This is a genomic window from Umezawaea tangerina, assembly GCF_003002815.1.
Taxonomy (GTDB): Bacteria; Actinomycetota; Actinomycetes; order Mycobacteriales; family Pseudonocardiaceae; genus Umezawaea; species Umezawaea tangerina.
Genome location: NZ_PVTF01000022.1, coordinates 96,363 through 122,002, shown reverse-complemented (window position 1 = coordinate 122,002; position 25,640 = coordinate 96,363). Strand labels below are relative to the sequence as shown.

Sequence of the window (25,640 nt, the reverse complement as noted above, 5' to 3'; positions counted from 1 at the left end):
GTGGAGCGATGTGGGTGACCTGTCGCCGAGCGGCGACCTTGGACTCCGCGTGACCGGCCGTATCCTCAGGGTGACCATAGCCCTGGTGGTCATCACTCGGGGTGTTGCGCCGGATGGCGGTGGGCCGAACGGGTTGACCGCGCGCCGTCGTGCTCCGCGAGCCGGCATGGTGCGGGTGTGGGGGTCATGGGCGGGCGCACCGTGGTGGTCACCGGTGCCAGCGCGGGCATCGGCGCGGCGGCCGCACGCCGGTTCACCGATCTCGGCGCACGGGTCGTCGTGGTCGGCCGGTCGCCGGGGAAGACCGCCGCGGTCGCCACCGACGTCGGGGCCGAGGCGCACACCGTCGACTACGCCAGTCTCGCCGACGTCCGGGACCTGGCGCGGGTGCTGGCGGAGCGCCACCCGGTGATCGACGTGCTGGCCAACAACGCGGGCGGGCAGGTGCGGCCGCGGACCGTGACGCGGGACGGGTTCGAGGCGATCTTCCAGGTCAACTACCTGGCCCCGGTGCTGCTCACCCGGCTGCTGCTCGACCGGCTCGCGGCGGCACCGGACGGCCGGGTGATCACCACCAGCAGCTCGTCCAACGCGGTCGGGTGGGTCGACCTCGACGACCTCGACGGCGTGCACCGCAGGCACAGCGCCTTGCGCGCCTACGGTTCCGCGAAGCTGGCGATGATCCTGTTCACCCGCGAGCTGGCCCGCCGCGCCGCCGGGACCACCGTCACCGCCTGCGCGTTCCACCCCGGCATCGTGGCGAGCGACATGTTCCGCGACGGCGACCTGATCTCGGTGGTCATGCGGTCCCCGTTGCACCGGTTGGTGTCGGTCACCCCCGACCGCGGCGCCGACCCGCTCGTGCACCTGGCCACCGTCGCCGACCCGCTCCCGTTCAACGGCGCGTACCTGCACCGGATGAACCGCCGCGAACCGCTGGGGCGCAAGGCGTGCGACGCCCGGCTGGCGCGGGAGCTGTGGTGCCGCACGGGGGAGCTGCTCGGGCTGCCCGGCTGACGGTCAGGTCCGGGCCTGCCCGACCTTCCAGTAGCCGGAGAACGCGATCCTGCGGCGGTCGACGCCCCGCTCCCCCACCAGGTGCCTGCGCACCGAGGTCGCCAGGCCGGACTCGCCGCACACCCAGGCGTGGTCGACGTCCTCGACGGGGGCCGCGGCGACCGCGCGCAGGACGTGGTCACCAGGCCGGTCGGCACCGCGGAACACGAGCTCCACCCCGGCGGGGACGGGTGCGGCGTAGGACTCGTCCGGCAGTTCGACGAACGCCAGGACGCGGTCGGCGGGCGCGCTCTCCAGGATCGCCGACAACGCGGGCAGCGCGGTCTCGTCGGCGACCAGCAGCCGGGACGCGGTCGCGGGCCGGTCGCGGTAGGCCGACCCGCAGGCCCGGAACCCCGCCACCGCGCCGACTTCCGCCGCCGCGGCCCACGTCGACCCCGGCCCGTGCGCCGAGTCGCCGTCGTGCAGCACGAAGTCCACGTCGATCTCGGCCTCCTCGGGGCGCAGCGCGCGCACGGTGTACCAGCGCAGGTCCGGCCGGATCGCCTCGGGCAGCCGCGCCATCGCCGCCCGCACGCTGACCCGCTCCACCTCCGGCATGACCAGCTCGCCGCCGCGCGGCATCAGCAGACCGAAGTACTCGTCCGCCCCGCTGGTCCGCCACCACGCGAACTCGGGCGCGTGGAACGTGATCCGCCGCAGGTGCGCGTGCACGGCCAGCGTCCGGACCACCGTCATCGGGAACTGCTCGAACTCGTCGCGCCGGTTGGGTGCCGCCATCACCAGCGCCGTCACCTTGCCGACGACCCTGGTCCGGAGCTGGTCGAGCGCCGTGCGGGTACCCACGATGTGCCTCCCTGACCGCTTTGGTCAGGTTAGGCTAGCCTCATCACTCCGGAATGCCGATGGCGGTGGCGACCTGGCCCATCTGGTACCCGAAGTAGGCCTCCCGCGCCTCCACGACGTTGTCCAGCTGGCCGAAGAGCTCGAAGCTGACCGCGCCGAACAGCTGGATCCAGCCCATGCTGCCGCGGGCCAGCAGCACCTCGGGGAGGTCCGGGACGGCGCGGTCGCGCAGGCGGGCCATGTCGGTGCGGACGTCGGCGGGCACGCCGTCGGCGGGGGGCTCGGTGATGACGCCCGCGTCGAAGCCGTCCTTGAGGATGCGGATCAGGGTCGTCGGGGTCCGGGAGGCTGCGGCGACGGTGTCCTGGGGGGCGCGGTAGTCCGGGACGGGGCTGCCGAAGAGCAGCGCGTACTCGGCGGGCGTGCCCAACGCCCAGGTGCGCACGGCGTGGCAGGTCGCGAGCCAGCGGCCGCGCAGGTCGGCGCGGTCGGCCACGGTGGCGTCGCCCGCCTCCGCCGCGGCGCCCAGCGCGTTGTACCCGTCGAGGATCAGGGCGGTCAGCAGGTCGTCGCGGCTCGCGAAGTAGCGGTACAGCGCGGACGACACCATGCCCATGTCCCTGGCCACGGCGCGCAGGGAGAGGTTGGCCCCGTCGGTCGCCAGGTGGCGGCGCGCGGTCGCCTTGATCTCCTCGGTCATCTCCGCGCGGACACGGGCGCGCAGGCCGCCTGCTGTCATGCCGAGAGTGTCGCACAAATTCGAGAGCACTGTTCTCGGAAGTGTGCTCTACTTAGAGAGCACTGCTCTTTCCCTGAGGAGGATCCCCATGTCGTTGCACGTGGTCGTCGGCTCCGGTCCCGTCGGTTCCGGCACTGCCTCGCTGCTCGCCTCGCGCGGCGAGCGGGTCCGGGTGGTCAGCCGGAGCGGCGGCGGACCGGACCACCCGAACGTCGAACGGGTCGCCGCCAGCGCGACCGACGCCGGCAGGCTGAGCGCGTTGGCCGAGGGCGCGGTCGCGCTCTACAACTGCGTCAACCCCGCCTACCACCAGTGGCTCACCGACTGGCCGCCGATCGCGTCCGCGCTGCTCACCGCGGCCGAGCGCTCCGGCGCGGTGTACGTGATGACCGGCAGCCTCTACGGCTACGGCGAGGTGGACGGGCCGATGACCGCCGCCACGCCGCTCGCCGCGACCCACCCGAAGCTCAAGCTCAAGGCGGACATGTGGCGCGCCGCGCTGGCCGCCCACGAGGCCGGCCGGATCCGGGCCACCGAGGTCCGCGGCAGCGACTACATCGAGGCCAACTCGATCTTCACCTTCGGCCTCGGCAAGCCACTGCTGGCAGGCCGGAAGGCGTGGTCGCCCGCGCCGCTGGACGTGCCGCACAGCTGGACGTCGATCGCCGACGTCGTGGCGGCGCTGACCACCGCCGCCACCGACGAACGGGCGTGGGGCCGGGCGTGGGCCGTGCCGACCGAGCCGCCGTTGACGGTGCGCGAGCTCGCGACCCGGTTCACCGCCGTGGCAGGTGTGGCCGCGCCGAAGCTGGGCCGGATCCCGACCCCGGCGCTGCGCGCGATCGGCCTGTTCTCCCCGATGGTCAAGGAACTGCGCACCACCGCCTACCAGTTCGCCCGGCCGTTCGTCCTCGACTCCGGCGAGACCACGGAGGTGTTCGGGCTCAAGCCGCGGCCGATCGACGACTCGCTGCGCGAGGCGGTGCGGTCGCTGGCGTAGGTCTATGGACGGCCGGGGCGGCGTAGTCGATCATTACGGCGGCGCGTCCCCGCCCGCCGTTCCGACTGATGAGAGTGACGCCCGGATGACTATCGCGCTCGGTGCGCTCGGTGTCCACCTGCACTACCAGGCCGCGACCCCAGAACTGGTGGTGGAGATCGAGAAGGCGGGCTACGGCGCGGTGTGGCTGATCGGCTCGCCGCCCGCGGACCTCGCCGTGGTCGAGCGGGTGCTGGACGCGACCGAGCGGGTGGCGGTCGCGACCTGCATCGTGAACATCTGGGAAGCCGAGGCGAAGGTCGTCGCCGAGTCGTGCCACCGCGTCGAGGAGAAGCACCCCGGCCGGTTCCTGCTGGGCATCGGCGCCGGTCGCCGCAACGTCGACGCCGGGTACGCGCTGCCCTACGACGCGCACGTGGAGTACCTGGACGACCTGGCGGCCGCCGGTCTCCCCGCGGACCGGGTCGCGCTGGCCGTGCTCGGGCCGCGGGCGCTGCGGTTGGCGGCCGAGCGCTCGGCGGGCGTGCTCGCCGTCCTGGTGACGCCCGCGCACGCCCGGCGGACCAGGGAGATCGTCGGCGCGGACGCGCTGGTGGCGGTCGGCCAGCACGTCGTGCTCGACGTGGACGCCGACCGGGCGCGGGCGACCGGTCGGGCCGCCGTCGCGTTCCCGGCCCTGCACATCCCCGAGATCGCCAACAACCTGCGGCGCGCCGGGTTCACCGAGGATGACCTCACCGACCCCGGCAGCGACCGCCTCGTGGACGCGCTCGCCCTGCACGGCGACGTCGCCACCATCGCGGCCGGTCTCGTCGCGCACCTCGACGCGGGCGCGGACCACGTCGGCGTCACCGTGCTGGGCGGCGACGTGGTCGGCGGCCTCCGCGCGGTCGCCGCGGCCGTGGCGGAACTTCGCCGCTGACGTCGTCGCACGCCCGCTCGTGACCTTGCTACGTTGGGTTGAGATGTCATCCCGACTCGACGGAAGCAGGCACTGGTGAAGATCGGTATCGGACTGCCCAACCAGGTTCGCGACGTCACCCCGGCGGTACTCCCGCGGTGGGCGTCGCAGGCCGAGGAAGCCGGGTTCTCGACCCTCGGCACGGTGGGCAGGATCGCCTACCCCGGTGTGCTGGACACCGTCGCGCTGGCCGCCGCGGCGGCGGTGACGAGCAGGATCGGGCTGTTCAGCAACGTCATGCTCGCCCCGGTGTGGCCGCCGGTGCTGCTGGCCAAGGAGCTCGCGGGCATCGACGGGATCTCCGGCGGCCGGCTGACCCTCGGGGCGGGCATCGGCGGCCGTGAGGACGACTTCGTCGTCGACGGCCTCGGCCCGCGCGGCCTGGGCAAGCGCATGGACCACGACCTGGAGGTGTACCGGTCGGTGTGGGGCGGCAAGCCCGTCGGCGGGGGCGCCAACCCGGCCGTGACGTCGGGGAGCAGGCAGATCCCGCTGATGTTCGGCGGTTTCGCGCCCGCCGCCCTCGCCCGCATGGCCAAGTGGGGCGAGGGCTACATCGGCGCGTCCATGCCCGCGTCGATGGTCGCCCAGTCCTTCGACGGCGCCCGCGCCGCGTGGCGGGAGGCGGGCCGCGAGGGCGAGCCGCGTCTGGTCGCCATCGCCTACTTCGCCCTCGGCGACACCGAGCAGGGGCGTCGCAATGTCGGCGACTACTACGCCAACCTCGGCGAGGAGATGGCGGGCGGTATCGCCGCCGGGCTCCACGGCACCGCCGACGCCGTGCGGGAGGCCGTCCGGGCGTTCGACGGGATCGGCGCGGACGAGCTGATCTTCAACCCCGGTACCGACGACCCCGACGACATCGCCCGGCTGGCCGACCTCGTCCTCTGACGTCGCCGCAGGTGGTGGACTCGCGGTGAACCGCCGAGCGGGTCAGGATGGCGCCGGTCGCGCGGGATGTAGAGAACTCGCCGCCGGCCCCGTCCTACCCATGACGGCGCCGGAACCGGCGCGGCGGACGACGAGGAGTCTGTGATGCCGAAGTTCATGCTGCTGATGAGCTACGCGAGGATCGAGGGTGTCGAGCCGATCACCAGCTGGGCGCCCGGTGACATCAAGGCGCACATCGACTTCCAGCACGCGCTGGGGCAGGAGCTCACCGACAAGGGCGAGCTCGTCGACGGCCAGGGCCTGGCGGGCCCCGAGCTGGCGAGGATCGTGGTGTTCAAGGGCGAGGGCGCGCCGGTCGTGACCGACGGGCCGTTCCCCGAGGCCAAGGAGTTCCTCGCGGGCTACTGGACGGTCGACGTGGAGACCCTCGACCGCGCGCTGGAGATCGCCGCCCAGGCCTCGGCCGCCCCCGGCCCCGGCGGTCGGCCGATCGGCCAGCCCATCGAGGTGCGCGAAGTGATGGGCGCGCCCAGCACCGAGCAGTGACCGGCCGCGTCGAAGGCCTGCTGCGCGACCTCGCGCCGCAGGTCCTCGGCGTGCTCGTGCGCCGGTTCGGCGACTTCCCCGCCGCGGAGGACGCCGTGCAGGAGGCACTGCTCGCCGCCGCTCTGCACTGGCCGGGTGAAGGGGTGCCGGACAACCCGCGCGGCTGGCTGCTGCACGCCGCGCAGCGCAGGCTCACCGACCAGTTCCGCAGCGACCAGGCCCGACGGCGGCGCGAGGAGACCGTGCTGGCGCTGGAACCGCCGCCCGCCGACGTCGACGACCACGACGACACGCTGGTGCTGCTGTTCCTGTGCTGCCACCCGGCGCTCACGCCCGCGTCGGCGATCGCGTTGACGCTGCGGGCGGCGGGAGGGCTGACCACGGCGGAGATCGCGAACGCGTTCCTGGTGCCGGAGGCGACGATGGCGCAGCGGATCAGCCGGGCCAAGCAGAAGGTGAAGGCGTCGGGCGTGCCGTTCGGGATGCCCGTCGGCGACGACCGCGCGCCCCGGCTGCGGTCCGTGCTGCGGGTGCTGTACCTGCTGTTCAACGAGGGGTACACGAGCAGCGTGGGCGAGGAGCTGCACCGGGGCGAGCTGTCCGGCGAGGCGATCCGGCTGGCCAGGGTCGTGCACGCGCTGCTGCCCGACGAGGGCGAGGTCGCCGGGCTGCTCGCGCTGATGCTGCTCACCGACGCCCGGCGGCCCGCGCGGACCGGCGCGGACGGGTCGCTGGTGCCGCTAGCGGAGCAGGATCGGGCGCTGTGGGACCGGGCGCTGATCGTCGAAGGTGTGGCGCTGGTGACCAGCGCGCTGTCCAGGGGATCGGTGGGGGAGTACCTGCTGCAGGCCGCGATCGCCGCGGTGCACGACGACGCGGCCACCGCCGAGGACACCGACTGGGCCGAGATCCTGGGGCTGTACGGGCTGCTGGAACGGATGACCGGCAACCCGGTGGTGGCGTTGAACCGGGCCGTCGCCGTCGCCGTGGTCCACGGTCCCCAGGCGGGGCTGGAGTTGTTGCGGGCGTTGGAACCCCGGCTGGCCGGGCACTACCGGCTGGCCTCGGTGCGGGGGCACCTGCACGAGATGGCGGGGGACGTCGGGGCGGCGGTGGAGAGCTACCGGGAGGCGGCGGCCCGGACGACGAGCACGCCGGAGCGGAACTACCTGGTGACGCGGGCGGCGCGGCTGCGGGAGGGGTAAGGGGGTAAGCCGTTTCCGGTCAGACGGTCGTCCGGCCGGCGGAGCGGTACGTGGCCGGGTCGAAGCCGGCTTCGCGGAGGGCGTTCTCCAGGCCGCGCAGGGCGAGGCGGTCGGCGTGTTCGTTGCCCGGATCGCCGGCGTGGCCCTTCACCCAGTGCCACTCGACCGTGTGACGGGCGACGGCCTTCTCCAGCAGCACCCACAGGTCGGCGTTCTTGACCGGTTGCCTGGCGGAGGTGAGCCAGCCGTTGGCCTTCCACTTCGCCATCCACGACGTGATGCCGTTGCGGACGTAGGTGCTGTCGGTGAAGAGCCGCACGGTGACGGGGCGTTTCAGGTGGTCCAGGGCGCGGATGGGGGCGGTGAGCTCCATCCGGTTGTTCGTGGTCTCGGTGGCCTCGCCGCCGCACAGCTCCTTCTCGTGCTCGCCGTAGCGGAGCACGGCACCCCAGCCGCCGGGGCCGGGGTTGGTCCAGCAGGCGCCGTCGGTGTAGATGTCCACGATCTGGTCCACGGCCGCAATCTACCGCCGCTTCCGGTAATCTCGGTCACGGGTCGAGAGGCGCTGCAACGGACCACGTGTCCGCCACGCTCGACCCGCACTCCGGTCGAGCAAGGGCGCCTCCACTCGTGGAGGCTGCCCGTGAGCGACCTGCGTGACCTGCTGGAACGTCGGATCGCGGTGCTCGACGGCGCGTGGGGCACGATGCTCCAGGGCGCCGGGCTGACGGAGGCCGACTACAAGGGCGACCGGTTCCTCGACCACACGCACGACGTGACCGGCGACCCCGACCTGCTGAACCTCACCCGGCCGGACGTCATCCTCGACGTGCACCGGCAGTACCTCGCCGCGGGCGCCGACATCACGACGACGAACACGTTCACGGCCACGAGCATCGGGCAGGCCGACTACGGGTTGCAGCACCTGGTGCGCGACATGAACGTGCGCGGCGCGGAGCTGGCCCGCCAGGCCGCCGACGAGTTCGGCGGGCGGTTCGTGGCGGGGTCGATCGGGCCGCTGAACGTGACGCTGTCGCTGTCGCCGCGGGTCGAGGACCCGGCCTACCGGGCGGTGTCGTTCGACCAGGTCCGCGACGCCTACGCGGAGCAGATCAGCGCGCTCGCCGAGGGCGGGGTCGACCTGCTGCTGATCGAGACGATCTTCGACACGCTCAACGCGAAGGCGGCCATCGCCGCGGCCCGCGAGGTCGCGCCGGACCTGCCGCTGTGGATCTCGGTGACGATCGTCGACCTGTCCGGCCGGACGCTGTCCGGGCAGACGGTCGAGGCGTTCTGGAGCGCGGTCGAGCACGCGGAACCCCTGGTGGTCGGGGTGAACTGCTCGCTGGGCGCCGAGGAGATGCGGCCGCACGTCGCCGAGCTGGCGCGGTTCGCGGACACGTTCACCGCGTGCCACCCGAACGCGGGGCTGCCCAACGCCTTCGGCGGCTACGACGAGACCCCCGAGCAGACCGCCGCGCTGCTCAAGGACTTCGCCGAGCAGGGCATGGTCAACATCGCGGGCGGCTGCTGCGGCACCTCGCCCGCGCACATCGGGAAGATCGCCGAAGCCGTGTCCGGGCTGGCCCCGCGGGTCGTGCCCGCGTCACCGGAGCGCACCAGGTTCAGCGGGCTGGAGCCGTTCGCGATCGGGCCGGACACCGGGTTCGTCATGATCGGCGAGCGCACCAACGTGACGGGGTCGGCGAAGTTCCGCCGCCTGGTCGAGGGCGACAACCACCAGGCGGCCGTGGACGTGGCGCTGGAGCAGGTGCGCGGCGGGGCGAACCTGCTGGACGTCAACATGGACGCCGACCTGCTCGACAGCGAGCGGGCGATGACCACGTTCCTCAACCTGATCGCGACCGAGCCCGAGGTCGCGCGCATCCCCGTGATGATCGACAGCTCGCGGTGGTCCGTGCTCGAGGCGGGCCTGAAGTGCGTGCAGGGCAAGGGCGTCGTCAACTCGATCAGCCTCAAGGAGGGCGAGGGCCCGTTCCTGGAGCAGGCCCGGCGGATCCGCGACTACGGCGCGGGCGTGGTCGTGATGGCGTTCGACGAGCAGGGCCAGGCCGACACGACCGAGCGCAAGGTCGCGATCTGCGGCCGCGCCTACGACCTGCTCACCCAGCAGGCCGGGTTCCCGGCCGAGGACATCGTGTTCGACCCGAACGTGCTCGCGGTCGCGACCGGCATCGCCGAGCACAACGGGTACGCCAAGGCGTTCATCGACGCGCTGCCGCTGATCAAGCGGCGCTGTCCCGGCGTGCACATCAGCGGTGGCATCTCGAACCTGTCGTTCTCCTTCCGCGGCAACGACGTCGTGCGCGAGGCCATGCACTCGGCGTTCCTGTTCCACGCCGTGCAGGTGGGCCTGGACATGGGCATCGTCAACGCGGGCCAGCTCGCGGTCTACCAGGACATCCCGGCCGACCTGCTGGAGCTGGTCGAGGACGTGCTGTTCGACCGGCGCGAGGACGCCACCGACCGGCTGGTGTCGTTCGCCGAGAACGTCAAGGGCTCGGGCACCAAGCGCGTCGTCGACCTGGCGTGGCGCGAGGCCCCGGTGAAGGAGCGGCTGGCGCACGCGCTGGTGCACGGCATCGTCGACTTCATCGAGGCCGACACCGAGGAGGCCAGGCTGGAGGCCGACCGGCCGCTCCAGGTGATCGAGGGCCCGCTGATGGACGGCATGAAGATCGTCGGCGACCTGTTCGGCGCCGGGAAGATGTTCCTGCCGCAGGTGGTGAAGAGCGCGCGGGTGATGAAGCGCTCGGTGGCCTACCTGGAGCCGTTCATGGAGGCCGAGAAGGAGCTGGCCCGGCAGGAGGGCCGGGTCGAGGTCAGCCGCGGCCAGGGCAAGGTCGTGCTCGCCACGGTCAAGGGCGACGTGCACGACATCGGCAAGAACATCGTGGGCGTCGTGCTGGGGTGCAACAACTACGAGGTGATCGACCTCGGCGTGATGGTGCCCGCCTCCGTCATCCTGGACACCGCCGTCGCCGAGAACGCCGACGCCGTGGGCCTTTCCGGGCTGATCACGCCGTCGCTGGACGAGATGGTCGCGGTGGCGAAGGAGATGGAGCGGCGCGGGCTGAAGCTGCCGCTGCTGATCGGCGGCGCGACGACGTCCCGCCAGCACACCGCGGTCCGCATCGCGCCCGCCTACGAGCAGACCACCGTGCACGTCCTGGACGCCTCGCGCGTCGTCGGCGTCGTGTCCGACCTGCTCGACGAGGACCGCGCCGAGGCGCTGGCCGTGAGCAACCGCGAGGAGCAGCAGCTGCTGCGGGAGCAGCACGAGAACAAGCAGCGCAAGCCGATGCTGACGCTGGCGGAGGCGCGCGCGAACCGCGAGGTCGTCGAGTTCGGCGAGCTCCCGACGCCCGCGTTCACCGGGGTCCGGGTCGTCGAGCCGGACCTGGAGTCGTTGCGCGCCATGGTCGACTGGCAGTTCCTGTTCCTGGCGTGGGAGCTGAAGGGCAAGTACCCGGCCATCCTCGACCAGCCGGTGGCGCGCGAGCTGTTCGACGACGCGAACGCCCTGCTCGACCGGATCGTCGCGGACGGCTCGTTCCAGGCCAAGGGCGCCTACGGCTACTGGCCCGCGCACTCCGAGGGCGACGACATCCTGCTGGACGGCGGTCCGAGCTTCCCCATGCTGCGCCAGCAGACCCAGAAGCCGCTGAGCCGCCCGAACCGCTGCCTGGCCGACTACATCGCGCCCTCCGGCGACCACATCGGCGGCTTCGCCGTCGCCATCCACGGCGCCGAGGCCCTGGCCGCGCACTACGAGGCCCAGCAGGACGACTACCGCGCCATCATGGTCAAGGCGCTGGCCGACCGGCTGGCCGAGGCGTTCGCCGAGCACATCCACCTCCAGGCGCGCCGCGACTGGTTCGAGCCGGACGCCCAGCCGCTCCTGGAGGACCTGCACGCTGAGCGCTTCCGCGGGATCCGGCCCGCGCTCGGGTACCCGGCCTCGCCCGACCACAGCGAGAAGGTGGCGCTGTTCGAGCTGCTGGACGCGGAGTCGTTGGGGATGGGGCTGACCACGTCCTACGCCATGACGCCCGCCGCCAGCGTGAGCGGGCTGATCTTCGCGCACGAGGCGTCGCGGTACTTCACCGTCGGCAGGCTCGGCCGCGACCAGATCGAGGACTACGCGGTGCGTCGGGGAATGTCCGTCGACGAGGTCGAGCGCTGGCTGCGCCCCAACCTGGCCTACGAGCCGCGATGAGGCGCTGACCACTCCGGACGGTGGGACGCCGGTCGTGCGGGCATGCTGGCCCGCATGACCGGTACTCCCGACGGCCCGGTGACGGTGGCGATCACCCGGCGAGCCGATCCCGCGCACGGCACCGAGATGCACGCGTGGGTGCAGGCGGGCATGACGATGGCGCAGCAGTTCGACGGGTACCTCGGCGGCGGCTGGGTGCGGTCCGGGGTCGGCTCCGGGGAGTGGCACATGCTCTACCGGTTCGCCGACGCGTCGTCGTTGGCGGCCTGGGAGGGTTCGCCGCAACGGCAGTGGTGGCTGCACACGGCGCAGGGGCTGGTGGAGCACACCCGGACCGAGCGGCGGACGGGGATCGAGGGCTGGTTCGACCCGCCGGAGGAGCGGTCGCTGGTCGAGCACACGGCGTCGGCGCCGCCGCGGTGGAAGCAGGCCACGACGATCTGGGTGGTGTTCTTCCCGCTGAACCTGCTGGCGACGGTGACGCTGGGACGGCTGCTGGCGGACGTGCACGTGGTGCCGCGGGTGATGGTCACGACGCTGGTGCTGACGCCGGTGATGACGTACCTCCTGCTGCCCTGGGTCACCCGGCGGTTGGACTGGTGGCTGCACGGCCGGCCGCGGCGCCGGCACGGGTGACGCCGGGGCCTGCCGGGGTGGTCCGGCAGGCCCCGGCGCTCACGGGGCGATGCCCTTGACGCCCTGCCACTCCCAGATCTTCGACTGGAGCGGGGTGAGGGCGGGCCAGTGCGTGCCGCCGGGGCGGGGGTTCACGCGGGAGGCGTAGGGCGCGGGGGTGTACCGCGGGTCGAAGTAGCAGCCGGTGCCGTACCTGCCGTCGTTGGCGGGGCAGGCGGCGGCGACGGAGGCCGGGGTGGGTTTGCGGCCGGTGCGCTCCCAGCCCGCGAGTGCCTGGAGCGCGCTGGCGTACTCGGAGTCGCTGAGGGCGCTGTGCTCGGCCTCGGTGGTGAAGGTCTGCACGAGGTTCCGCCGCGGACCGAGCGAGGCCCGGTAGGCGGACTCGTGCTCGACGAACGCGGTGGGGTCGTCGATGGCGTGCATGGTGAGCACGGGAACCGAGACCGCGCCGGTGATGTCGCTGTCGTAGGACAGGTCGCGGCGGGCGGTGGGGTCGGCGTCGAAGCGCTCCACGCCGGCGTTGAGCGCGGCGTCGTCGTGGGAGCCGGAGTAGTGGACGCCCTTGTTGCCGAACGGGTTCCGGTCGCCGAGTCCGTTGTGGACGATGTCGCGGAAGGTGAACGTGGCGAAGTTCAGGTGGGACGCGAGAGCGCTTTCCCGGATCTTCGTGACGGCGAGGATGTCGTCGAGGTTGCGCTGCTGCACCGGGGTCCGGGTGGCCGACTGGTAGCCGGTGCACTCCTCCAGCCTGGCGCGCAGGCCCGCGCTGGTCATGGTGGAGTCGGCGCGCAGGCCCATCCACAGCGGGTACTGGGGCTCGGTGGGCCTGGGGTGGTTGCCGCAGTAGTACTGGTAGACGACGCGGAGGTCGACGCGGTAGTCGTAGCCGCGCGAGCCGCCCGCCAGGACGCCGCTGGTGAGGAGGACGGCGTCGTAGGACCGGGGGTGGAGCTCGGCGGTCTTCGCCGCGACGTCGCCGCCCCACGACTGGCCGTGCAGGAAGGTCTTGCGGGGTTGGCCGAAGCGGGCGACGACGAGCTTGCGCAGGTTCTCGGTGTCGGCGGCGGCCATGCGGGTGCCGTAGCCGCCGCGGCGGTAGGACGAACCGGCCCAGGCGTAGCCCTCGCGGACCATGACGGACCAGCGGGTGAGGTCGTCGGTGGTGCGGGCCGGTGTCGGCGGGCCGAGGTCGGGGCCGCCGTGGGAGTGGACGACCAACGACCTGTTCCACGCCTTGGGGATGGCGATCGCGTAGAACGCGCCGTTCGCGTCCTGGCCGCCGTAGCAGGTGGTGTCGGCGGGCAGCGCCGCCGGGCACGCGGTGACCTCGGGGCCGGTGGCCGCGGCGGCGGGGGAGGTGAGGCCGAGGGCGAGCACGACGCTCAGCGATCCGGCCAGTACGGCTCTCACGGGAGGACCTCCTGATGGCACTGGGCGCCTCGTCGCGCCGCCGCGCCATAGTCGGCTCCGGCGGCCGGTGAGTTCTACGGTCCGGGGTGAAACTTGGGCTCCACCTGACGTCTACTCGTCGGCACCACCGGGGTCGGCCGCGCCGTCGCGCTCGTCCCGCTCGGCCCACTCCAGCAGCGGGGCCAGCGAGAACGCGGTGTCGTCGATGCCCGCGTGCAGGTCGCCGAGCTCGGCGAATCGGGCGGGCACGGTGGCGATGGTGAACTCGCGCGGGTCGACGTCGTCGACCTCGGCCCACGTGATCGGGGTCGACACGGTGCCCTCGGGGACACCGCGCACCGAGTAGGCGGCGGCGATGGTGTGGTCGCGCGCGTTCTGGTTGTAGTCGACGAACAGCTTCGCCGGGTCGCGGTCCTTGCGCCACCACGTGGTCGTCACGTCGTCGGGCGCCCGCCGCTCGACCTCGCGGGCGAACGCCAGCGCCGCCCGCCGCACGTCGGCGAACCCCCACTCGGGCTCGATCCGCACGTACACGTGCAGCCCGTTTCCGCCGGACGTCTTCGGCCAGCCGACCGCGCCCAGGTCGTCGAGCACCTCGTGCGCCACGTGCGCGACCCGGCGCACCGTGGCGAAGTCGCAGTCCGGCATCGGGTCCAGGTCGATCCGCCACTCGTCCGGCTTCTCGGTGTCCGCCCGGCGCGAGTTCCACGGGTGGAACTCCACGGCCGACATCTGCACCGACCACACCACGTCCGCGACCTCGGTGACGCACAGCTCGTCGGCGTGCCGGTTGTACCGGGGGAACGTCACCCGCACCGTCTGCACCCACGGCGGCGCCCCGTTCGGCAACCGCTTCTGGTGCACCTTCTCCCCGCCCACGCCCTCCGGGTACCGGTGCGTCATGCACGGCCGCTCCCGCAGGGCCCGCACGATCCCGTCCCCCACGCCCAGGTAGTAGCGGGCCAGGTCGAGCTTGGTCTCACCGCGCGCGGGGAAGTACACGCGGTCCGGGTTGGAGATCCGCACGGTCCGGTCGCCGACTTCCAGTTCCACCGCCGGAGACCCGCTCTTACCAGCCATGCGGGCCAACCTAACCCGGAATCAGCTGGTCAGCTCGTGGAACATCGCCAGCAGGGCGGCCAGGGCGCCGCCGAACGCGTGCTTCGTGGACGCGCCGTACCCGACGACCACGCCGCCCTCGCGGTGGGCGGGGTCGACCCAGAACCGGCTCAGGGGCTGGATGGCGAGGGAGTGGCGGGCGGCCGCGGCGGGGACGTGGGTCTCGGCGTCGAGCGGTAGCGGCAGGACGAGGTGCAGGCCCGCGGAGATGCCGCGGATGGGCAGGTCGCGGGGGAGGGCGGCGACGAGGCGGTCGCGGCGGGAGCGGTACTCGAGGCGGCAGCGGCGGACGTGGCGGTCGTAGGCGCCGGAGGAGATGAGGTCGGCGAGCACCAGCTGGTCGAGGGCCGACGGGCGGGCGCCGCTGGAGGTCAGGGCCTCGGTCACCGGGTCGACCAGCGAGCGGGGCAGGACCATCCAGGCCAGGCGCAGTGACGGGGCGAGCGTCTTGCTGGCGGTGCCCGTGTACACGACCTGCTCGGGCGCAAGCGCTTGCAATGCGCCGACCTGCTGGCGGTCGAACCGGAACTCGCCGTCGTAGTCGTCCTCGACGACGACCGCGCCCGAGCGCACCAGCGCGGTGCGCCGGGCCGGTGCCATCGTGACGCCGAGCGGGGACTGGTGGGCGGGCGTGACGACGACCGCCGGACTGTCCAGTTCGGACACCCGCAGGCCGTCGTCGTCGACCGGGACGACGACCACCTGCTGGCCGGACGCCGCGGCGATGTCGCGGAACAGGTGGAACGACGGGTCCTCGAACGCCATCCGGGTGCTGCCGAGGTCGCGCAGCGCCCGGCCGAGCACGGCGACGGCCTGGGTGAAGCCCGCGCACACCACGATCCGCGCCGGGTCCGCGCGCACGCCGCGGCTGCGCCCCAGGTACGCGGCGAGGGCCTCGCGCAGCGCGGGTGCGCCCGCCGGGTCGTGGTAGCCGAACACCTCGTTGGGCGAGCGCTGCACGACCCGCTTGGTCGCGGCCAGCCACGCCTCGCGCGGGAACAGCGACGGGTCGGGGCGGCCGGGCATCAGGTTCCACCGGGGCGCCCGGTCGGTGCTCACGACCGGTGGCCCGGAGCGGGGTTCGGTGCCCGCGGTGGCCACGCGGGTCGGCGCGCCCTGGCTGGTCGACAGGTAGCCCTCGGCGCTCAGGTCGGCGTACACCCTGGTCACGGTGCCGCGCGCGACGCCGAGGTCGTGCGCGAGGGCGCGGGTCGACGGCACGACGGCGCCGGGCCGCCACCGCCCGTCGCGGATGGCCGCGCGCACCGCGCTGGCCAGTGCGGCCCGCCCGCCGCCGGGTGTCCAGTCGAGGTGCGCGTCGACCGAACTGGTCCATGAATCCGCCATGGAACTGGACCATACCCGTGAACCAGTTCCGGGTAGCGTCGGTGCCGTGACCAAGCGAATCCAGATGAGCTCCGGCCTGACCGGACCCCGCAAAGCCATGCTCGCCCTTTCCGCGGAGGCCGCCCGCGCGGCGGAGGACAACGGGCTCGACCACCTCCTCCTCGAACTGGTCAAGATCAGGGCGTCCCAGCTCAACGGGTGCGCGTTCTGCCTCGACATGCACACCGCCGACGCCGTCAAGGCGGGCGAGAGCCCGCGCCGGATCTTCGTGCTCGACGCCTGGCGCGAGGTCGACCTGTTCACCGACGAGGAACGCGCCGCGCTGGAGCTGACCGAGGCCGTCACCCGGCTCTCGGAGACGCAGGACGTGCCCGACGACGTGTACGACCGCGCGACCTCGACGTTCACCGAGCCCCAGTACCAGGCGCTGCTGTGGTCGATCGTCGTCATCAACGCGTGGAACCGGCTGTCCGTCACGAGCCGCGCCCCGCTGCCCGTGTGAGACGACCGTCCTTTGTGGATCGGACGGCGGCGTGGCCACGAGGGCGGGCCCGGTAGGCGCGTCCGGCTGACGCCGGTCCCGGAGCACCCGGTCTTCGGACCCCCGATCCGGGTCCGCCCAAACCGCTGACGCCCGGTCCGCGGGTGCGGCACACTCCTGCCCTCGTCGCGCTTCCGCGGCACCGGGGAGGGGTCGCTCGTCCGTGTCCACAACCGTGCGCGCCGCCTTGGCGGTCGCGGTGCTCCGCGCGTACTCCGTCCTGCTGCCGGTGGTCGCGACCGCGCTCGTGGTGCTGGTCGTGCTCGCGTTCGGATCGTCGCCGTGGGCCGGGATCGGCGTGTGCGTCCCGGTCCTGCCGCTGCTCGTGCTGCTGGCCCGCCGCCCCCGCCTGCTCGACCGGCTCGCCTTCGAGGAGGTGCCGGGCGTCCCGGTCGCGCCGCGGGAGCAGCCGGGGCTGTGGGGACTGGTGCACCAGGTGTGCGAACGGGTCGGGGCCGCGCCGCCGGACGGCATCCGCGTCCTGGCCTCCGCCTCCGCCGGTGTCTCCCACCGCGCCGGGCTGCCCGGTCTGCGGGTGACCCGCCGCGAGCTGCACGTCGGCGCCCCGCTGTTCCTGTGCCTGGGCGAGGAACGCCTCGCCCGTGTGCTGGCGCGCGTGCTCGCCCCGCGCGACACCGCCCTGGTCGGCCGCGACCTGCTGGTGCGCGTGCTGGCGCACCCGCGCACCCGCCGGTGGTACGTGTTCCGGCTCTGCGCCGCGGCCTACCTCGCGCTGGTCCGGCCGCTGTGCCTGCGCCACGACCGGCCCTCCGGCGGGGCGGACCTGGCGTGGGTCGAGCGGGCCTGGCGGGAGTTCGTCGACGACCACCTGACCCCCGGCTGGGCCGCGGGCTACCTGCCGACCTCCTGCGTCGAGGGGTTCGCGCTGTTCTGGGCGGAGCACTCGGAGTCCGCCGACTCGTGCACGGACCTGCTGGTCGACCCGCGGACCCTGCTAGACGAGGCGGTGCGGCTCACCATGGTCGACGAGGCGGACACCAAGACGCGGGTCGACTGGCTGACCCTCGGCCACGTCGCCGGGCGCCACGCCGCGGTCCTGGCCACCGCGCGGCTGCTCGACGCCGCGGGCGCCGTGATGGCACGCGAGGGCACGCTCGGCGCGGTGCTCGACGCGCTCGACGCGGGCCGGATCGCCGAGCTCGGCCCACCCGACGCCCGGCCCGGTGACCGGCACGCGGGTCCCCGCGCCCTCCGCGAGTGCGTCCGCGGACCCGTGCGGGCGGACCTGGCGGCGCTGGTGGGGCTGGCGCTGGCCGACCACGGGCTGGCCAGGTGGCAGCTGTCCTGGTCCGGGCTGCGGAGCCTGGTCGTCCGCCCTCCGCACGGCGACGGGCTGGACGACCTGCTCGCCGCCGCCACCGCCGACCGGGGCGACACCGGCGCGTTGCGCGCCGCGCTGGCCGACGCGGGGGTCGCGCCCGACTACCGACCCGAAGTCCACTGAGGAGCGAACGCGACGATGTCCATCCTCGGCACGTCGAGGACCCTCATCCGGACAGCGGCGTTGCGGCGGGCGGCGGACCGCCTCGGCGTCGGCGTCGACGACCTGCCGGACGAGGTCGTGATGGCCAAGCTCGCGCCGGGGTTCGACGCCACCCGCTGGGGCCTGCCGCCGGACGCCGGGATCACGGCGGACCGGGTGGTCGCCCCGGAGGTCGCCGACGCGGTGCGGGCCGCGCAGGAGGGGCGCTGGTCACCGGCGGCCGGGCTGGTCGGTGCCGCGCGGGGGGAGTGGGGGCGCCGCGCCGCCGTCGTGGACGAGCTGGCGCGGCTCGCCGCGGACGACGACGGGTGGCTCACGGCGTGGCGCGAGGCCAGGCCCGATGACGGTGACGCCGCGGTCGTGCACGCCGAGTCGTTGGCGCGACTGGCCTGGCAGATCAGGGGACCCGCCCGCGCGGCCGCCACGACGCGGGGGCAGTTCGACGGCTTCCACCGGGTGATCGCGCTGGCCGAGACCGCGGCCAAGGAGGCGGCGCGGCTGCTGCCCGCCGACCCGACGCCGTGGGCCACCCGGATCACCGCGGCCACGGCCCTGGGGTACGACCACGGGCGGTTCGGGGCGCTGTGGGACGAGCTGGTGGCCCGCGACCCGCACCACGTCACGGGGCACGAGCGGGCGTTGCAGTACTGGTGCGCCAAGTGGCGGGGATCGGACGAGCTGGTGCTCCTGTTCGCGTCGGCGGCCGCGGGGTCCGCGCCGTCGTTGGCGCACCTGCCGCTGCTGGCGGCGCTGGAGGTGGCCCACGACGATCCGGCGGTGTGGCGGTCCGACCCCGTGCGCCGAGCGCTGGACCGGGTGCTGGCGACCGGGGCCGCCCCCGGTCCCGCCGCGGTCGCGCTGGCCGCCACCGGGCGCCACGCCGAGGCGGTCGAGCAGCTGCGGCGACTCGGGCCGAACGTGCTGTGCCCGCCGTGGGACGCCCACGAGTCGCCCAGGCTGGCCCACCTCCGGTTCCGCGCGGAGGTCTGCCGGAAGGCCCGCCGGGCCAGGGGCGGCTGACTACTCGCCGCGCTTGGCGCGAGCCCGCCGCTTGCCCTCGTGCATCGCCTGCACGCGGGCGACCGGGATCGTGTGGCCCTCGGCGATCAGGTCCGCGCCCAGCTTCTGCGGCGCGGGCATCGACTCGGCCCACGGGTCGCGGTCGCCGAGCAGTTCCGCGGCCGTGCGCAGGGTGAAGTCGGCGGGCGACACCCGGTCGAGCTCGTCCCACGTCACCGGGAACGACACCGGCGTCCCCGGCCGCAGCCGCGGGCTGTACGCGGCGGCCACGGTGGCGCCGCCCGCGCGGGTGGAGTCCAGGTACACCTTGCCGCCGCGGTCCTCCACGATGAACGCCGACGTCGCCACCTCCGGACCGAGGCGTTCGGCGCGGGCCGCGATCGCACGGGTCGCGGCGGCGACGTCGTCCGCCGGGGTGTCCTCGATCGGCACGAACACGTGCACACCCTTGGCGCCGCTGGTCTTCACCGCACCCGCGAGACCCTCGTCGGCGAGCGCGCGGCGGACCAGGTGGGCGGCCTCGACGGCCAGCGGGAAGGCGTTGTCCTCCGGCGGGTCGAGGTCGAGCACGAGGTGGGTCGGGTGGTCCCACCGGTCGCGCGGGTAGAGCGTCGGGTGGTACTCGACCGCGCGCTGGTTCGCGAACCACAGCAGCGTCCGGCGGTCGTCGCACAGCCCGTAGGAGATCTCCCGCTTCGAGGCCTCGGCCCAGATCGGCAGCCTCGGCACCCACTCCGGCGTGTACTTCGGCAGGTTCTTCTGCATGAACGGCGCCTGTCCGGGCCGCACCCGCATCACCGACAGCGGCCGGTCGCGCAGCACGGGGACGATCTTGTCCCGCACCGCGTCCAGGTAGTCGACGAGGTCGCGCTTCGTCGCCCCGGACCCGTCGAACAGCGGCTGGTCGAGGTTCGTCAGCGACACCCCGTCCCGCTCCTCCGCAGCGCTCATCGGCCCACCTTCCCCGCACCGCGCCACGGGGGCAACCCGGCCAGCACCCGGTCCAGCTCGGCGGTCGGGTACGGGGTGGTCCGGTCGTGCCGGTGCAGCTCGCGGAAGAACGGGTCCAGCACCTCGGCGATCGGCGCGTAGTGCTCGACCAGCGACGCGGCCGAGTCCGGCAGGTCGGTGAAGTTCCGGCCGAACCAGCCGTGGAAGTGGGCGGCGGTGTAGCAGCGGTCGTAGTCGCGGTGCGCCGCGAAGAACTCCTCCTCCGCGGGCGACAGCGCGAAGCCCGAGCTCGTGGTGAGGCCGAAGTCGGCGAAGTACAGCCGTTCGCCGTCGGTCATGACGTTGTCGAAGTGCGCGTCGAAGTGCAGCAGGCCGCGCGAGGCCATGAACCGCGTGCCCGCCAGCAGCTCGCGGTGCACCATCCCCAGCGCCGCGTCCAGCACCTCGCCGCCGTCGGCGATCCGGTCGAGCAGCCACTGGTGCACGGTCCGGGGCAGGAACTCCAGGAACAGCACGAGCTGCGCGGGCGACCGGCGCAGCGCCTCGAACCGGTCCCGCACGCCCGCCGAACCGCCCCAGTACCCGACCACGCGCTCCAGGTCGTCGTGCTCGTCGGGGGTCGGCGACGCCCCCGGCAGCACCCGCCAGTGGTGCATCAGCGGGAACCCGTGGTAGTCGCCCGCCAGCACCCACCCGGTGGTCGTGGTGTGCGCGGCCAGCTCCCGCCAGGCGCCGAACCCGGCCGACCCGATGCCGTACTGGAAGAACGCGGGCAGCCCGAACAGGTCCGCGGTGGACCGGACGTTCTCCGGCCGCAGCTCCCGCTCGGTCAGCGGCACCTTCTTCACGAACACCCGCGCGCCCGCCACGTCCAGCGCCAGCGCCGTGCCACCGATGCCGGTCCCCAGCGGTGTCGCGCCCACCAGCAGGTCGGTGAGCCCGTCGTCGTTGAGGGCCGACAACGCGGCCGAGACCGCCGCGTGGCGTCGCGACCGGGTCAGCACAGGCCCTTGGAACGCAGCACGCGGTGCAGCGCCTCCGCCACCCGGTCCTTGGGCAGCCCGCCGTCGGCCACGGCCTTCTCCAGCCCGTCGAGCACCTCGCCGACCCGGCCGCCGGTCGACCACAGCGCCACGTCGGCGCCCGCGGCCAGCGCGGTCCGCACGGCCTCGGGCAGGTCGACCAGGTTCGTCACGGCCTTCATCGCGCCCAGGTCGTCGGTCATCACCAGGCCGTCGAACGCGTAGTCCTTGCGCAGCAGCTGGTAGGCGGCCGGGCTCAGGGTGGCGGGCTGGCCGGCGGTGAGGTCGGGCACGTCGAGGTGGCCGACCATCACGGCGACCTTGCCGTAGGTCTTGATGTCCTGGTAGGGGATCAGGTCCTTGGCCTTGAGGGCGGCCAGCGGGGCGGTGGTGACGAGCCCCTGGTGGGAGTCGCCGCTGGCACCGCCGTGACCGGGGAAGTGCTTGAGCACGGCCTGGACGCCCGAGTCGCGCAGCCCGGCGGCGAACGCCTCGGCGTACTTGCGGGCCACGACCGGGTCGTCGCTCCACGAGCGGTCGCCGATGACCGTGTCGTCGGGCTGCGAGCTGGTGTCCACGACCGGCGCGAGGTCCATCGTCACGCCCCTGGCGCGCAGCTGGGCGCCGCGCGTCTTGGCCAGCTCGCGCACCTGCTCGGGGGTGTTCGCGGCGACCAGCGCGCGGGCGCTGGGCAGGTTGCCCTCCAGCTCGTCGATCCGCTGCACCCGGCCGCCCTCGTCGTCGACCGAGACCGTGATGGGGAGCTTGGACGCGGCCCTGACCAGCGCGAGCGCGCCACCGGTCAGCAGACCGGGCGCGTCACCGCCGATGAAGATGCCGCCGACCTGCTCGGCGTTCACCACCGCCAGCGCGTCGTCGGCGTTCTCCGGCTTCACCCCGACCTGGATGAGCTGGGCGAGCTGCTGCCGGGGCGTGAGTCCCGCGATGGCGGGCGAGCACGGGTCCGTGGGCACGGCGGCCTGCGGCGTGCCACCCGGTCCGGCCGCGGGGGGTGCGGCGATGTCCGGTATGCCGAGCTTCGGCGCCACCTCCTGGTGGAACGTGGCGGCGAGCATCGCGCCCAGGGCCAGTGCGGCCAGCGTCGTCGCAATGCTCCGGCGTCGCACGAGTGGTGGCCTCCTGGGGTTGTCTGCCGGTCGGGGTGACCCCACCAGTGTTCCCCAGGAGGCCGCCCAGCACTAAACCGAGGTGTCCTCACGTGTGCGTCGCCACGCGACCACGACGAGCGCCACCAGCCCGAACAGCGGCAGCGAGCTGATCGCCCAGCTCAACCCCATCGGGGGACCGGGCTGCTCGTGGACCGGCAGCACCAGCACACCCGAGCCCGGCCCGTCGGCCCCGTCGATCGTGAACTCGAACCTCCAGTCGCCCGGCACGGACAGCGACTTGACGTCGAGGCCCCACACCTCCAGCTTGCGCGGGTGCCGGACGAGCGGGTTGATCTTCCGGACCTGCGATCCGGGCTTGCCCTGCGCGAGCGTGCCGGTCCTGCCCTCGATCCCGCCCTCGGGGACGAAGGTGAAGTCCAGCGACTGCAGCGCCTTCACCGGCCACGTGCTGAACCCGACGGTCAGCGCGTACGGGCCGACCTGCACCTGCTCGGTGTGCACGACGTTCACCGGCTCGTAGGCCAGCGCGGTCCCGGACGTGCCGAGCAGCAGCCCGACCACCCCCAGCAACGCCACCACGGTCTTCCTCATGCCGCCACCGCCCTGTCCTGAACCGGGGCGAGGTGCCGCAGCATCCCGCCGAACCGCATGCCGAGGAAGCCCGCCACCGCGCCGAAGACCGCGCCCGCGACCGCCGTGGCGACCACACCGGACACCGGGGGGAGGCCGATCGAGTAGAGCCACCCGCGTTGGACGGGTGCCAGCGCGGCCACCAGCAGGCCGCCGGCACCACCGGCGAGGAGGCCGAACAGCTTCGGCGACCGGCCGCCGCGCCGGGCGACGAGGAACACCACCTCGACCAGCACGCCCACCGCGAGCAGGCACATCGGGATCAGCGAGGGCAACGAGGGCGCGAGCGAGACCTTGTCGCGCATCGGCAGTCCGATGGCCTCCGCGTAGACCCGCGAGGCCCACGGCGAGAACCACCAGAACACGGCCTGGACCAGCGCCACCACGACGGTGACGCCCAGGGCGCCGCCCGGTCGGTCGAGCACGCGGGCGCCCATGACCACGAACAGCACGCCCACGAACGCCCCGCCGACCGTGACCGCGTCGACGGCGCCGCCGTTCACCTGCTGCAGGCCGAGCGTGGTGACCATGCTGAACACGAGCAGGACCGCCAAGGCGACCAGCGTCCAGCCCGCGCCCCAGCGCCGCGCGCGGACCGTGGCGAACACCATGACGGTGCCGACCATCGTGATCGTGATCGACAGCAGCAGCCCGATGTGCGGCGGCGACGAGATGACCGCGTCGAACCCGTACAGGCTGTGCCACCACTGGTCCCACAGGCCGTAGAGCAGGAACGACGCCGCGCCGATGCCGGAGACCAGGTAGCCGACCGGTGCCGCGAACGTGCGGCCGAACACGCCGACCGCCCGACCGCCGACGAGCGGGTCCACCGGGCGTCCCGCGCGTTCGGCGGCGGTCGTCGCGAGCACGACGAACAGGCTCGCCAGGCCGGAGAACGCGCTGCCGGAGTACAGCAGCAGGTGCGGCAGCGTGAAGAACGTGTCCGGGCCGACGTCGTTGTGCCACTGGACGTCCCAGGTCAGCCCGACCAGCGAGAGCACCGTGCCGCCGAGCACGAAGGCCGCCGCGGGCACGCCGCGGCGCGCGGTCCTGGTCTTGGCGGGTTCCACTCGGGTGGCCGCGGTGGCCCCCGGAGCTGTCAGATCCATCTCTCTCCCCATTGTCACTTCACCAGCAGCGGTAGGACGACTTGGTCGACACCGCCCGCGTCGCGCAGCGAGACGGTGATCTGCCACGCCCCGGCCATCGGCAGGTCGGTGGCGGCGGCGCGGAACCGGCCCGGCCCCTCGGCCGTGGCCGTGACGGGCGGGTAGGCGTGGCCCATCTGCGGCATCACCGGTTCGACGGTGACCTCCTGCGGGGCCGCGGGTCCGCCGTCCGGGTCGGTGACCTCCAGCCCGATGGAGTTCGGGCCGCTGCGCGGGTCGTCCACCGAGAGCCGGACGGTGTACCGCGCGGTGGAGGCCTTGGCGGTGGCCGGGACGTCGGCGGCGGGCCAGAAGGCCACCGCCAGCACGGCGGCCAGCGCCACCAGCGCGGCCGCCCCGAAGATCGCGTTCCGGTTCACCTGGTCGCCCCCTCGGCCGCGGGCACGTCGACCACGGCGGGCACGGTGCGCACCGAGTAGCCGCGTTCGGCCTGCACCCACACGAGGTACCGGCCGGGCAGCGGGAACGTGTAGGTGAACGGCACGTCCGGCCCGAACGCCGCGACGCTCTCGTCCGGCCGGTCCGGGCGCCCCGGCGTCGGCGGTGCCATCGAGTGCACGTGCCCCCACACCGGCGCGTCCGCGACCTCGCCGGTGACCGGACCGGTGACGATCATGTGGCCGACCATCCCCAGCCACGGCTGGAGGTCCGGTGTGCCGAACCTGGCGGTGATGGTGCTCGGCGACCCCGCCTCGGCGATCTTCCTGACCAGCTCGACGGACTCGGTGGCGGGCGCGGACGTGCCGGTGGCGTCGAGGGCGATCGTGGTCCGCAGCAGCTGCCTGCCGCCGCCGCGCCGGGCGATCTCGGCGGCCACCGCGTACCGGCCGGTCTCCGGGGTGTCCAGGGCGACCCGGTAGTCGCCCGGCCCGACCCGGACCGGGTGCAGGTGCCACAGCCTGCCCGACGGCGACACGACCCCGAGGTGCACCAGCGCGTTGTCGTGCACCAGCAGGTCGTCGACCGGACGGCCGGTCGACCCGTCGGTCATGGTCAGCCGGAGGTCCCCGTCCCTGGTGGCCACCAGGTTCACCGGCGGTCGGGAGTAGTCCGTTGTGGACGGTGGCGTCGCCGCGTAGGGGTCGGTGACGTTGTCCACGGTCGGGTCCAGGTCGCGGCCCGGCGGGGCGGGCGGCGGGATGCTCGCGGACAGCAGCGCGGCGGTGACCGCCACGGCCAGCGCCGCGACCACCCCGCCCGCGGGCACGAGCGCCGCGCGGCCGTGACCGCGCACCGCGACCAGCAGCGACACCAGCAGGAGCACACCCGCGGCCACGAACCCGCCGTACGCGGCGTTCTGCCACGGCGACATCACCCGCGCGGGCACCACGAACGGGATCGTCGCGACCCGCACGCCGTCGTCGACCGCCAGCTCCCACGGACCGGGGCCGCTGACCCGCAGCGTCGCGCCGTGGAAACCGGGGGTCGCGCCGAGCACGACCTTCGCTTCGCTGACCACCGCGCCGTCCTGGCTCAGCCGCAGCGCCAGCTCACCCGCCGGCGTGCCCGCGTGCGTGACCACCTCGACGTGCACCGGACCCGGCACGGGCTCGACCCGCCGGATGACCACGGTCAGCTCCCGCGCGCCGAGCGTCTGCGCCACCTGCACGTCGGCGCCGTCCTGCGCGCCGTCGGCCGAGGCGGGAAGTGTTGTGCCCCAAGCGAGACCGATCGCGCAGAGGACCACCAGGAGTGTTCTCATCGCGGATGAACCTA

The 25,640-nt window shown here is 73.6% G+C and carries 24 protein-coding genes and 1 riboswitch; of the genes, 11 read left to right on the top strand and 13 right to left on the bottom strand.

Annotated elements, in window-relative coordinates:
- The first annotated feature begins 186 nt into the window (after positions 1 to 186).
- The gene (locus CLV43_RS44270) at positions 187 to 1,017 is read left to right on the top strand and encodes an SDR family NAD(P)-dependent oxidoreductase (RefSeq protein WP_106196552.1); all 831 of its coding nucleotides are present in this window, start codon (positions 187 to 189) and stop codon (positions 1,015 to 1,017) included.
- Between the two features lie 3 nt (positions 1,018 to 1,020).
- Here the strand turns inward: CLV43_RS44270 and CLV43_RS44265 are convergent, their stop codons facing one another.
- Both CLV43_RS44265 and CLV43_RS44260 read right to left on the bottom strand, forming a co-directional pair.
- Positions 1,021 to 1,863, bottom strand: a complete 843-nt coding sequence (locus CLV43_RS44265) for a siderophore-interacting protein (RefSeq protein ID WP_106196551.1) — start codon at positions 1,861 to 1,863, stop codon at positions 1,021 to 1,023.
- Positions 1,864 to 1,906: 43 nt separating this feature from the next.
- Positions 1,907 to 2,602: a TetR/AcrR family transcriptional regulator gene (locus tag CLV43_RS44260; protein WP_106196550.1), complete on the bottom strand. Its 696-nt coding sequence runs from the start codon at positions 2,600 to 2,602 to the stop codon at positions 1,907 to 1,909.
- Positions 2,603 to 2,690: 88 nt separating this feature from the next.
- On the opposite strand from CLV43_RS44260, the gene CLV43_RS44255 reads away from it, so the two are divergent.
- The 5 genes from CLV43_RS44255 (at position 2,691) to CLV43_RS44235 (ending at position 7,205) form a co-directional block, all read left to right on the top strand.
- Positions 2,691 to 3,602, top strand: coding sequence for a Rossmann-fold NAD(P)-binding domain-containing protein (locus CLV43_RS44255; RefSeq protein WP_106196549.1), 912 nt, complete (start codon positions 2,691 to 2,693; stop codon positions 3,600 to 3,602).
- Between the two features lie 85 nt (positions 3,603 to 3,687).
- On the top strand, positions 3,688 to 4,524 hold the full coding sequence (locus CLV43_RS44250) for a TIGR03620 family F420-dependent LLM class oxidoreductase (RefSeq protein ID WP_106196548.1): 837 nt from the start codon (positions 3,688 to 3,690) through the stop codon (positions 4,522 to 4,524).
- 75 nt (positions 4,525 to 4,599) lie between these two features.
- Positions 4,600 to 5,454, top strand: a complete 855-nt coding sequence (locus CLV43_RS44245) for an LLM class flavin-dependent oxidoreductase (protein ID WP_106196547.1) — start codon at positions 4,600 to 4,602, stop codon at positions 5,452 to 5,454.
- A 144-nt stretch (positions 5,455 to 5,598) separates the two neighbouring features.
- The gene (locus CLV43_RS44240; RefSeq protein WP_106196546.1) at positions 5,599 to 6,000 is read left to right on the top strand and encodes a YciI family protein; all 402 of its coding nucleotides are present in this window, start codon (positions 5,599 to 5,601) and stop codon (positions 5,998 to 6,000) included.
- The gene (locus tag CLV43_RS44235; protein ID WP_106196545.1) at positions 5,997 to 7,205 is read left to right on the top strand and encodes an RNA polymerase sigma factor; all 1,209 of its coding nucleotides are present in this window, start codon (positions 5,997 to 5,999) and stop codon (positions 7,203 to 7,205) included. Before CLV43_RS44240 ends, CLV43_RS44235 begins: the two co-directional genes overlap by 4 nt.
- Before the next feature lie 19 nt (positions 7,206 to 7,224).
- Here the strand turns inward: CLV43_RS44235 and rnhA are convergent, their stop codons facing one another.
- Complete coding sequence (gene rnhA / locus CLV43_RS44230; RefSeq protein WP_106196544.1) at positions 7,225 to 7,719, bottom strand: ribonuclease HI; 495 nt, start codon at positions 7,717 to 7,719, stop codon at positions 7,225 to 7,227.
- A 37-nt stretch (positions 7,720 to 7,756) separates the two neighbouring features.
- Positions 7,757 to 7,836: riboswitch (S-adenosyl-L-homocysteine riboswitch) on the top strand.
- A gap of 21 nt (positions 7,837 to 7,857) precedes the next feature.
- Between rnhA and metH the strand changes: the two genes are divergently transcribed.
- Both metH and CLV43_RS44220 read left to right on the top strand, forming a co-directional pair.
- Positions 7,858 to 11,445 carry a methionine synthase gene (gene metH, locus CLV43_RS44225; RefSeq protein ID WP_425445809.1) on the top strand — a complete coding sequence of 1,196 codons (3,588 nt, stop codon included), beginning with the start codon at positions 7,858 to 7,860 and terminating at the stop codon, positions 11,443 to 11,445.
- 54 nt (positions 11,446 to 11,499) lie between these two features.
- Positions 11,500 to 12,081, top strand: a complete 582-nt coding sequence (locus tag CLV43_RS44220) for an antibiotic biosynthesis monooxygenase (RefSeq protein ID WP_106196580.1) — start codon at positions 11,500 to 11,502, stop codon at positions 12,079 to 12,081.
- Positions 12,082 to 12,120: 39 nt separating this feature from the next.
- Here CLV43_RS44220 and CLV43_RS44215 read toward each other — a convergent pair whose 3' ends face one another.
- The 3 genes from CLV43_RS44215 to pdxR form a co-directional block, all read right to left on the bottom strand.
- The gene (locus tag CLV43_RS44215) at positions 12,121 to 13,491 is read right to left on the bottom strand and encodes an alpha/beta hydrolase family protein (RefSeq protein WP_106196543.1); all 1,371 of its coding nucleotides are present in this window, start codon (positions 13,489 to 13,491) and stop codon (positions 12,121 to 12,123) included.
- A gap of 111 nt (positions 13,492 to 13,602) precedes the next feature.
- Positions 13,603 to 14,571, bottom strand: coding sequence for a non-homologous end-joining DNA ligase (gene ligD / locus CLV43_RS44210; RefSeq protein ID WP_106196542.1), 969 nt, complete (start codon positions 14,569 to 14,571; stop codon positions 13,603 to 13,605).
- A 21-nt stretch (positions 14,572 to 14,592) separates the two neighbouring features.
- Positions 14,593 to 15,957 carry a MocR-like pyridoxine biosynthesis transcription factor PdxR gene (gene pdxR, locus CLV43_RS44205; RefSeq protein WP_106196541.1) on the bottom strand — a complete coding sequence of 455 codons (1,365 nt, stop codon included), beginning with the start codon at positions 15,955 to 15,957 and terminating at the stop codon, positions 14,593 to 14,595.
- A 46-nt stretch (positions 15,958 to 16,003) separates the two neighbouring features.
- Here pdxR and CLV43_RS44200 point away from each other — a divergent pair, with 46 nt between their 5' ends.
- The 3 genes from CLV43_RS44200 to CLV43_RS44190 all read left to right on the top strand — a co-directional run bounded on the left by CLV43_RS44200 (position 16,004) and on the right by CLV43_RS44190 (position 19,022).
- Entirely contained in the window at positions 16,004 to 16,459 is a 456-nt protein-coding gene (locus CLV43_RS44200) for a carboxymuconolactone decarboxylase family protein (protein WP_425445807.1), read from the top strand.
- 202 nt (positions 16,460 to 16,661) lie between these two features.
- Complete coding sequence (locus CLV43_RS44195) at positions 16,662 to 17,963, top strand: M48 family metalloprotease (RefSeq protein ID WP_146175148.1); 1,302 nt, start codon at positions 16,662 to 16,664, stop codon at positions 17,961 to 17,963.
- A gap of 15 nt (positions 17,964 to 17,978) precedes the next feature.
- Complete coding sequence (locus tag CLV43_RS44190; protein WP_106196538.1) at positions 17,979 to 19,022, top strand: DUF4034 domain-containing protein; 1,044 nt, start codon at positions 17,979 to 17,981, stop codon at positions 19,020 to 19,022.
- On the opposite strand, the gene CLV43_RS44185 is transcribed toward CLV43_RS44190, so the two are convergent.
- From CLV43_RS44185 to CLV43_RS44155, 7 genes are all read right to left on the bottom strand, one after another.
- Positions 19,023 to 19,973: a DNA polymerase domain-containing protein gene (locus tag CLV43_RS44185; RefSeq protein WP_106196537.1), complete on the bottom strand. Its 951-nt coding sequence runs from the start codon at positions 19,971 to 19,973 to the stop codon at positions 19,023 to 19,025.
- A complete protein-coding gene (locus CLV43_RS44180) occupies positions 19,970 to 20,977 on the bottom strand; it encodes a protein kinase family protein (protein WP_106196535.1) in 1,008 nt (335 codons plus the stop codon). Before CLV43_RS44180 ends, CLV43_RS44185 begins: the two co-directional genes overlap by 4 nt.
- On the bottom strand, positions 20,971 to 22,071 hold the full coding sequence (locus CLV43_RS44175) for a glycoside hydrolase family 3 N-terminal domain-containing protein (RefSeq protein ID WP_106196533.1): 1,101 nt from the start codon (positions 22,069 to 22,071) through the stop codon (positions 20,971 to 20,973). The genes CLV43_RS44180 and CLV43_RS44175 overlap by 7 nt, the downstream gene beginning before the upstream one ends.
- Positions 22,072 to 22,194: 123 nt before the next feature.
- The gene (locus CLV43_RS44170; RefSeq protein WP_106196532.1) at positions 22,195 to 22,716 is read right to left on the bottom strand and encodes a hypothetical protein; all 522 of its coding nucleotides are present in this window, start codon (positions 22,714 to 22,716) and stop codon (positions 22,195 to 22,197) included.
- A complete protein-coding gene (locus tag CLV43_RS44165) occupies positions 22,713 to 23,864 on the bottom strand; it encodes a hypothetical protein (RefSeq protein ID WP_106196530.1) in 1,152 nt (383 codons plus the stop codon). Before CLV43_RS44165 ends, CLV43_RS44170 begins: the two co-directional genes overlap by 4 nt.
- Positions 23,865 to 23,878: 14 nt before the next feature.
- Positions 23,879 to 24,283 (bottom strand): FixH family protein, encoded by a 405-nt coding sequence (locus CLV43_RS44160; RefSeq protein ID WP_106196528.1) that lies wholly within the window; start codon positions 24,281 to 24,283, stop codon positions 23,879 to 23,881.
- A complete protein-coding gene (locus CLV43_RS44155; RefSeq protein ID WP_211304854.1) occupies positions 24,280 to 25,626 on the bottom strand; it encodes a hypothetical protein in 1,347 nt (448 codons plus the stop codon). Before CLV43_RS44155 ends, CLV43_RS44160 begins: the two co-directional genes overlap by 4 nt.
- Positions 25,627 to 25,640 lie beyond the last annotated feature (14 nt).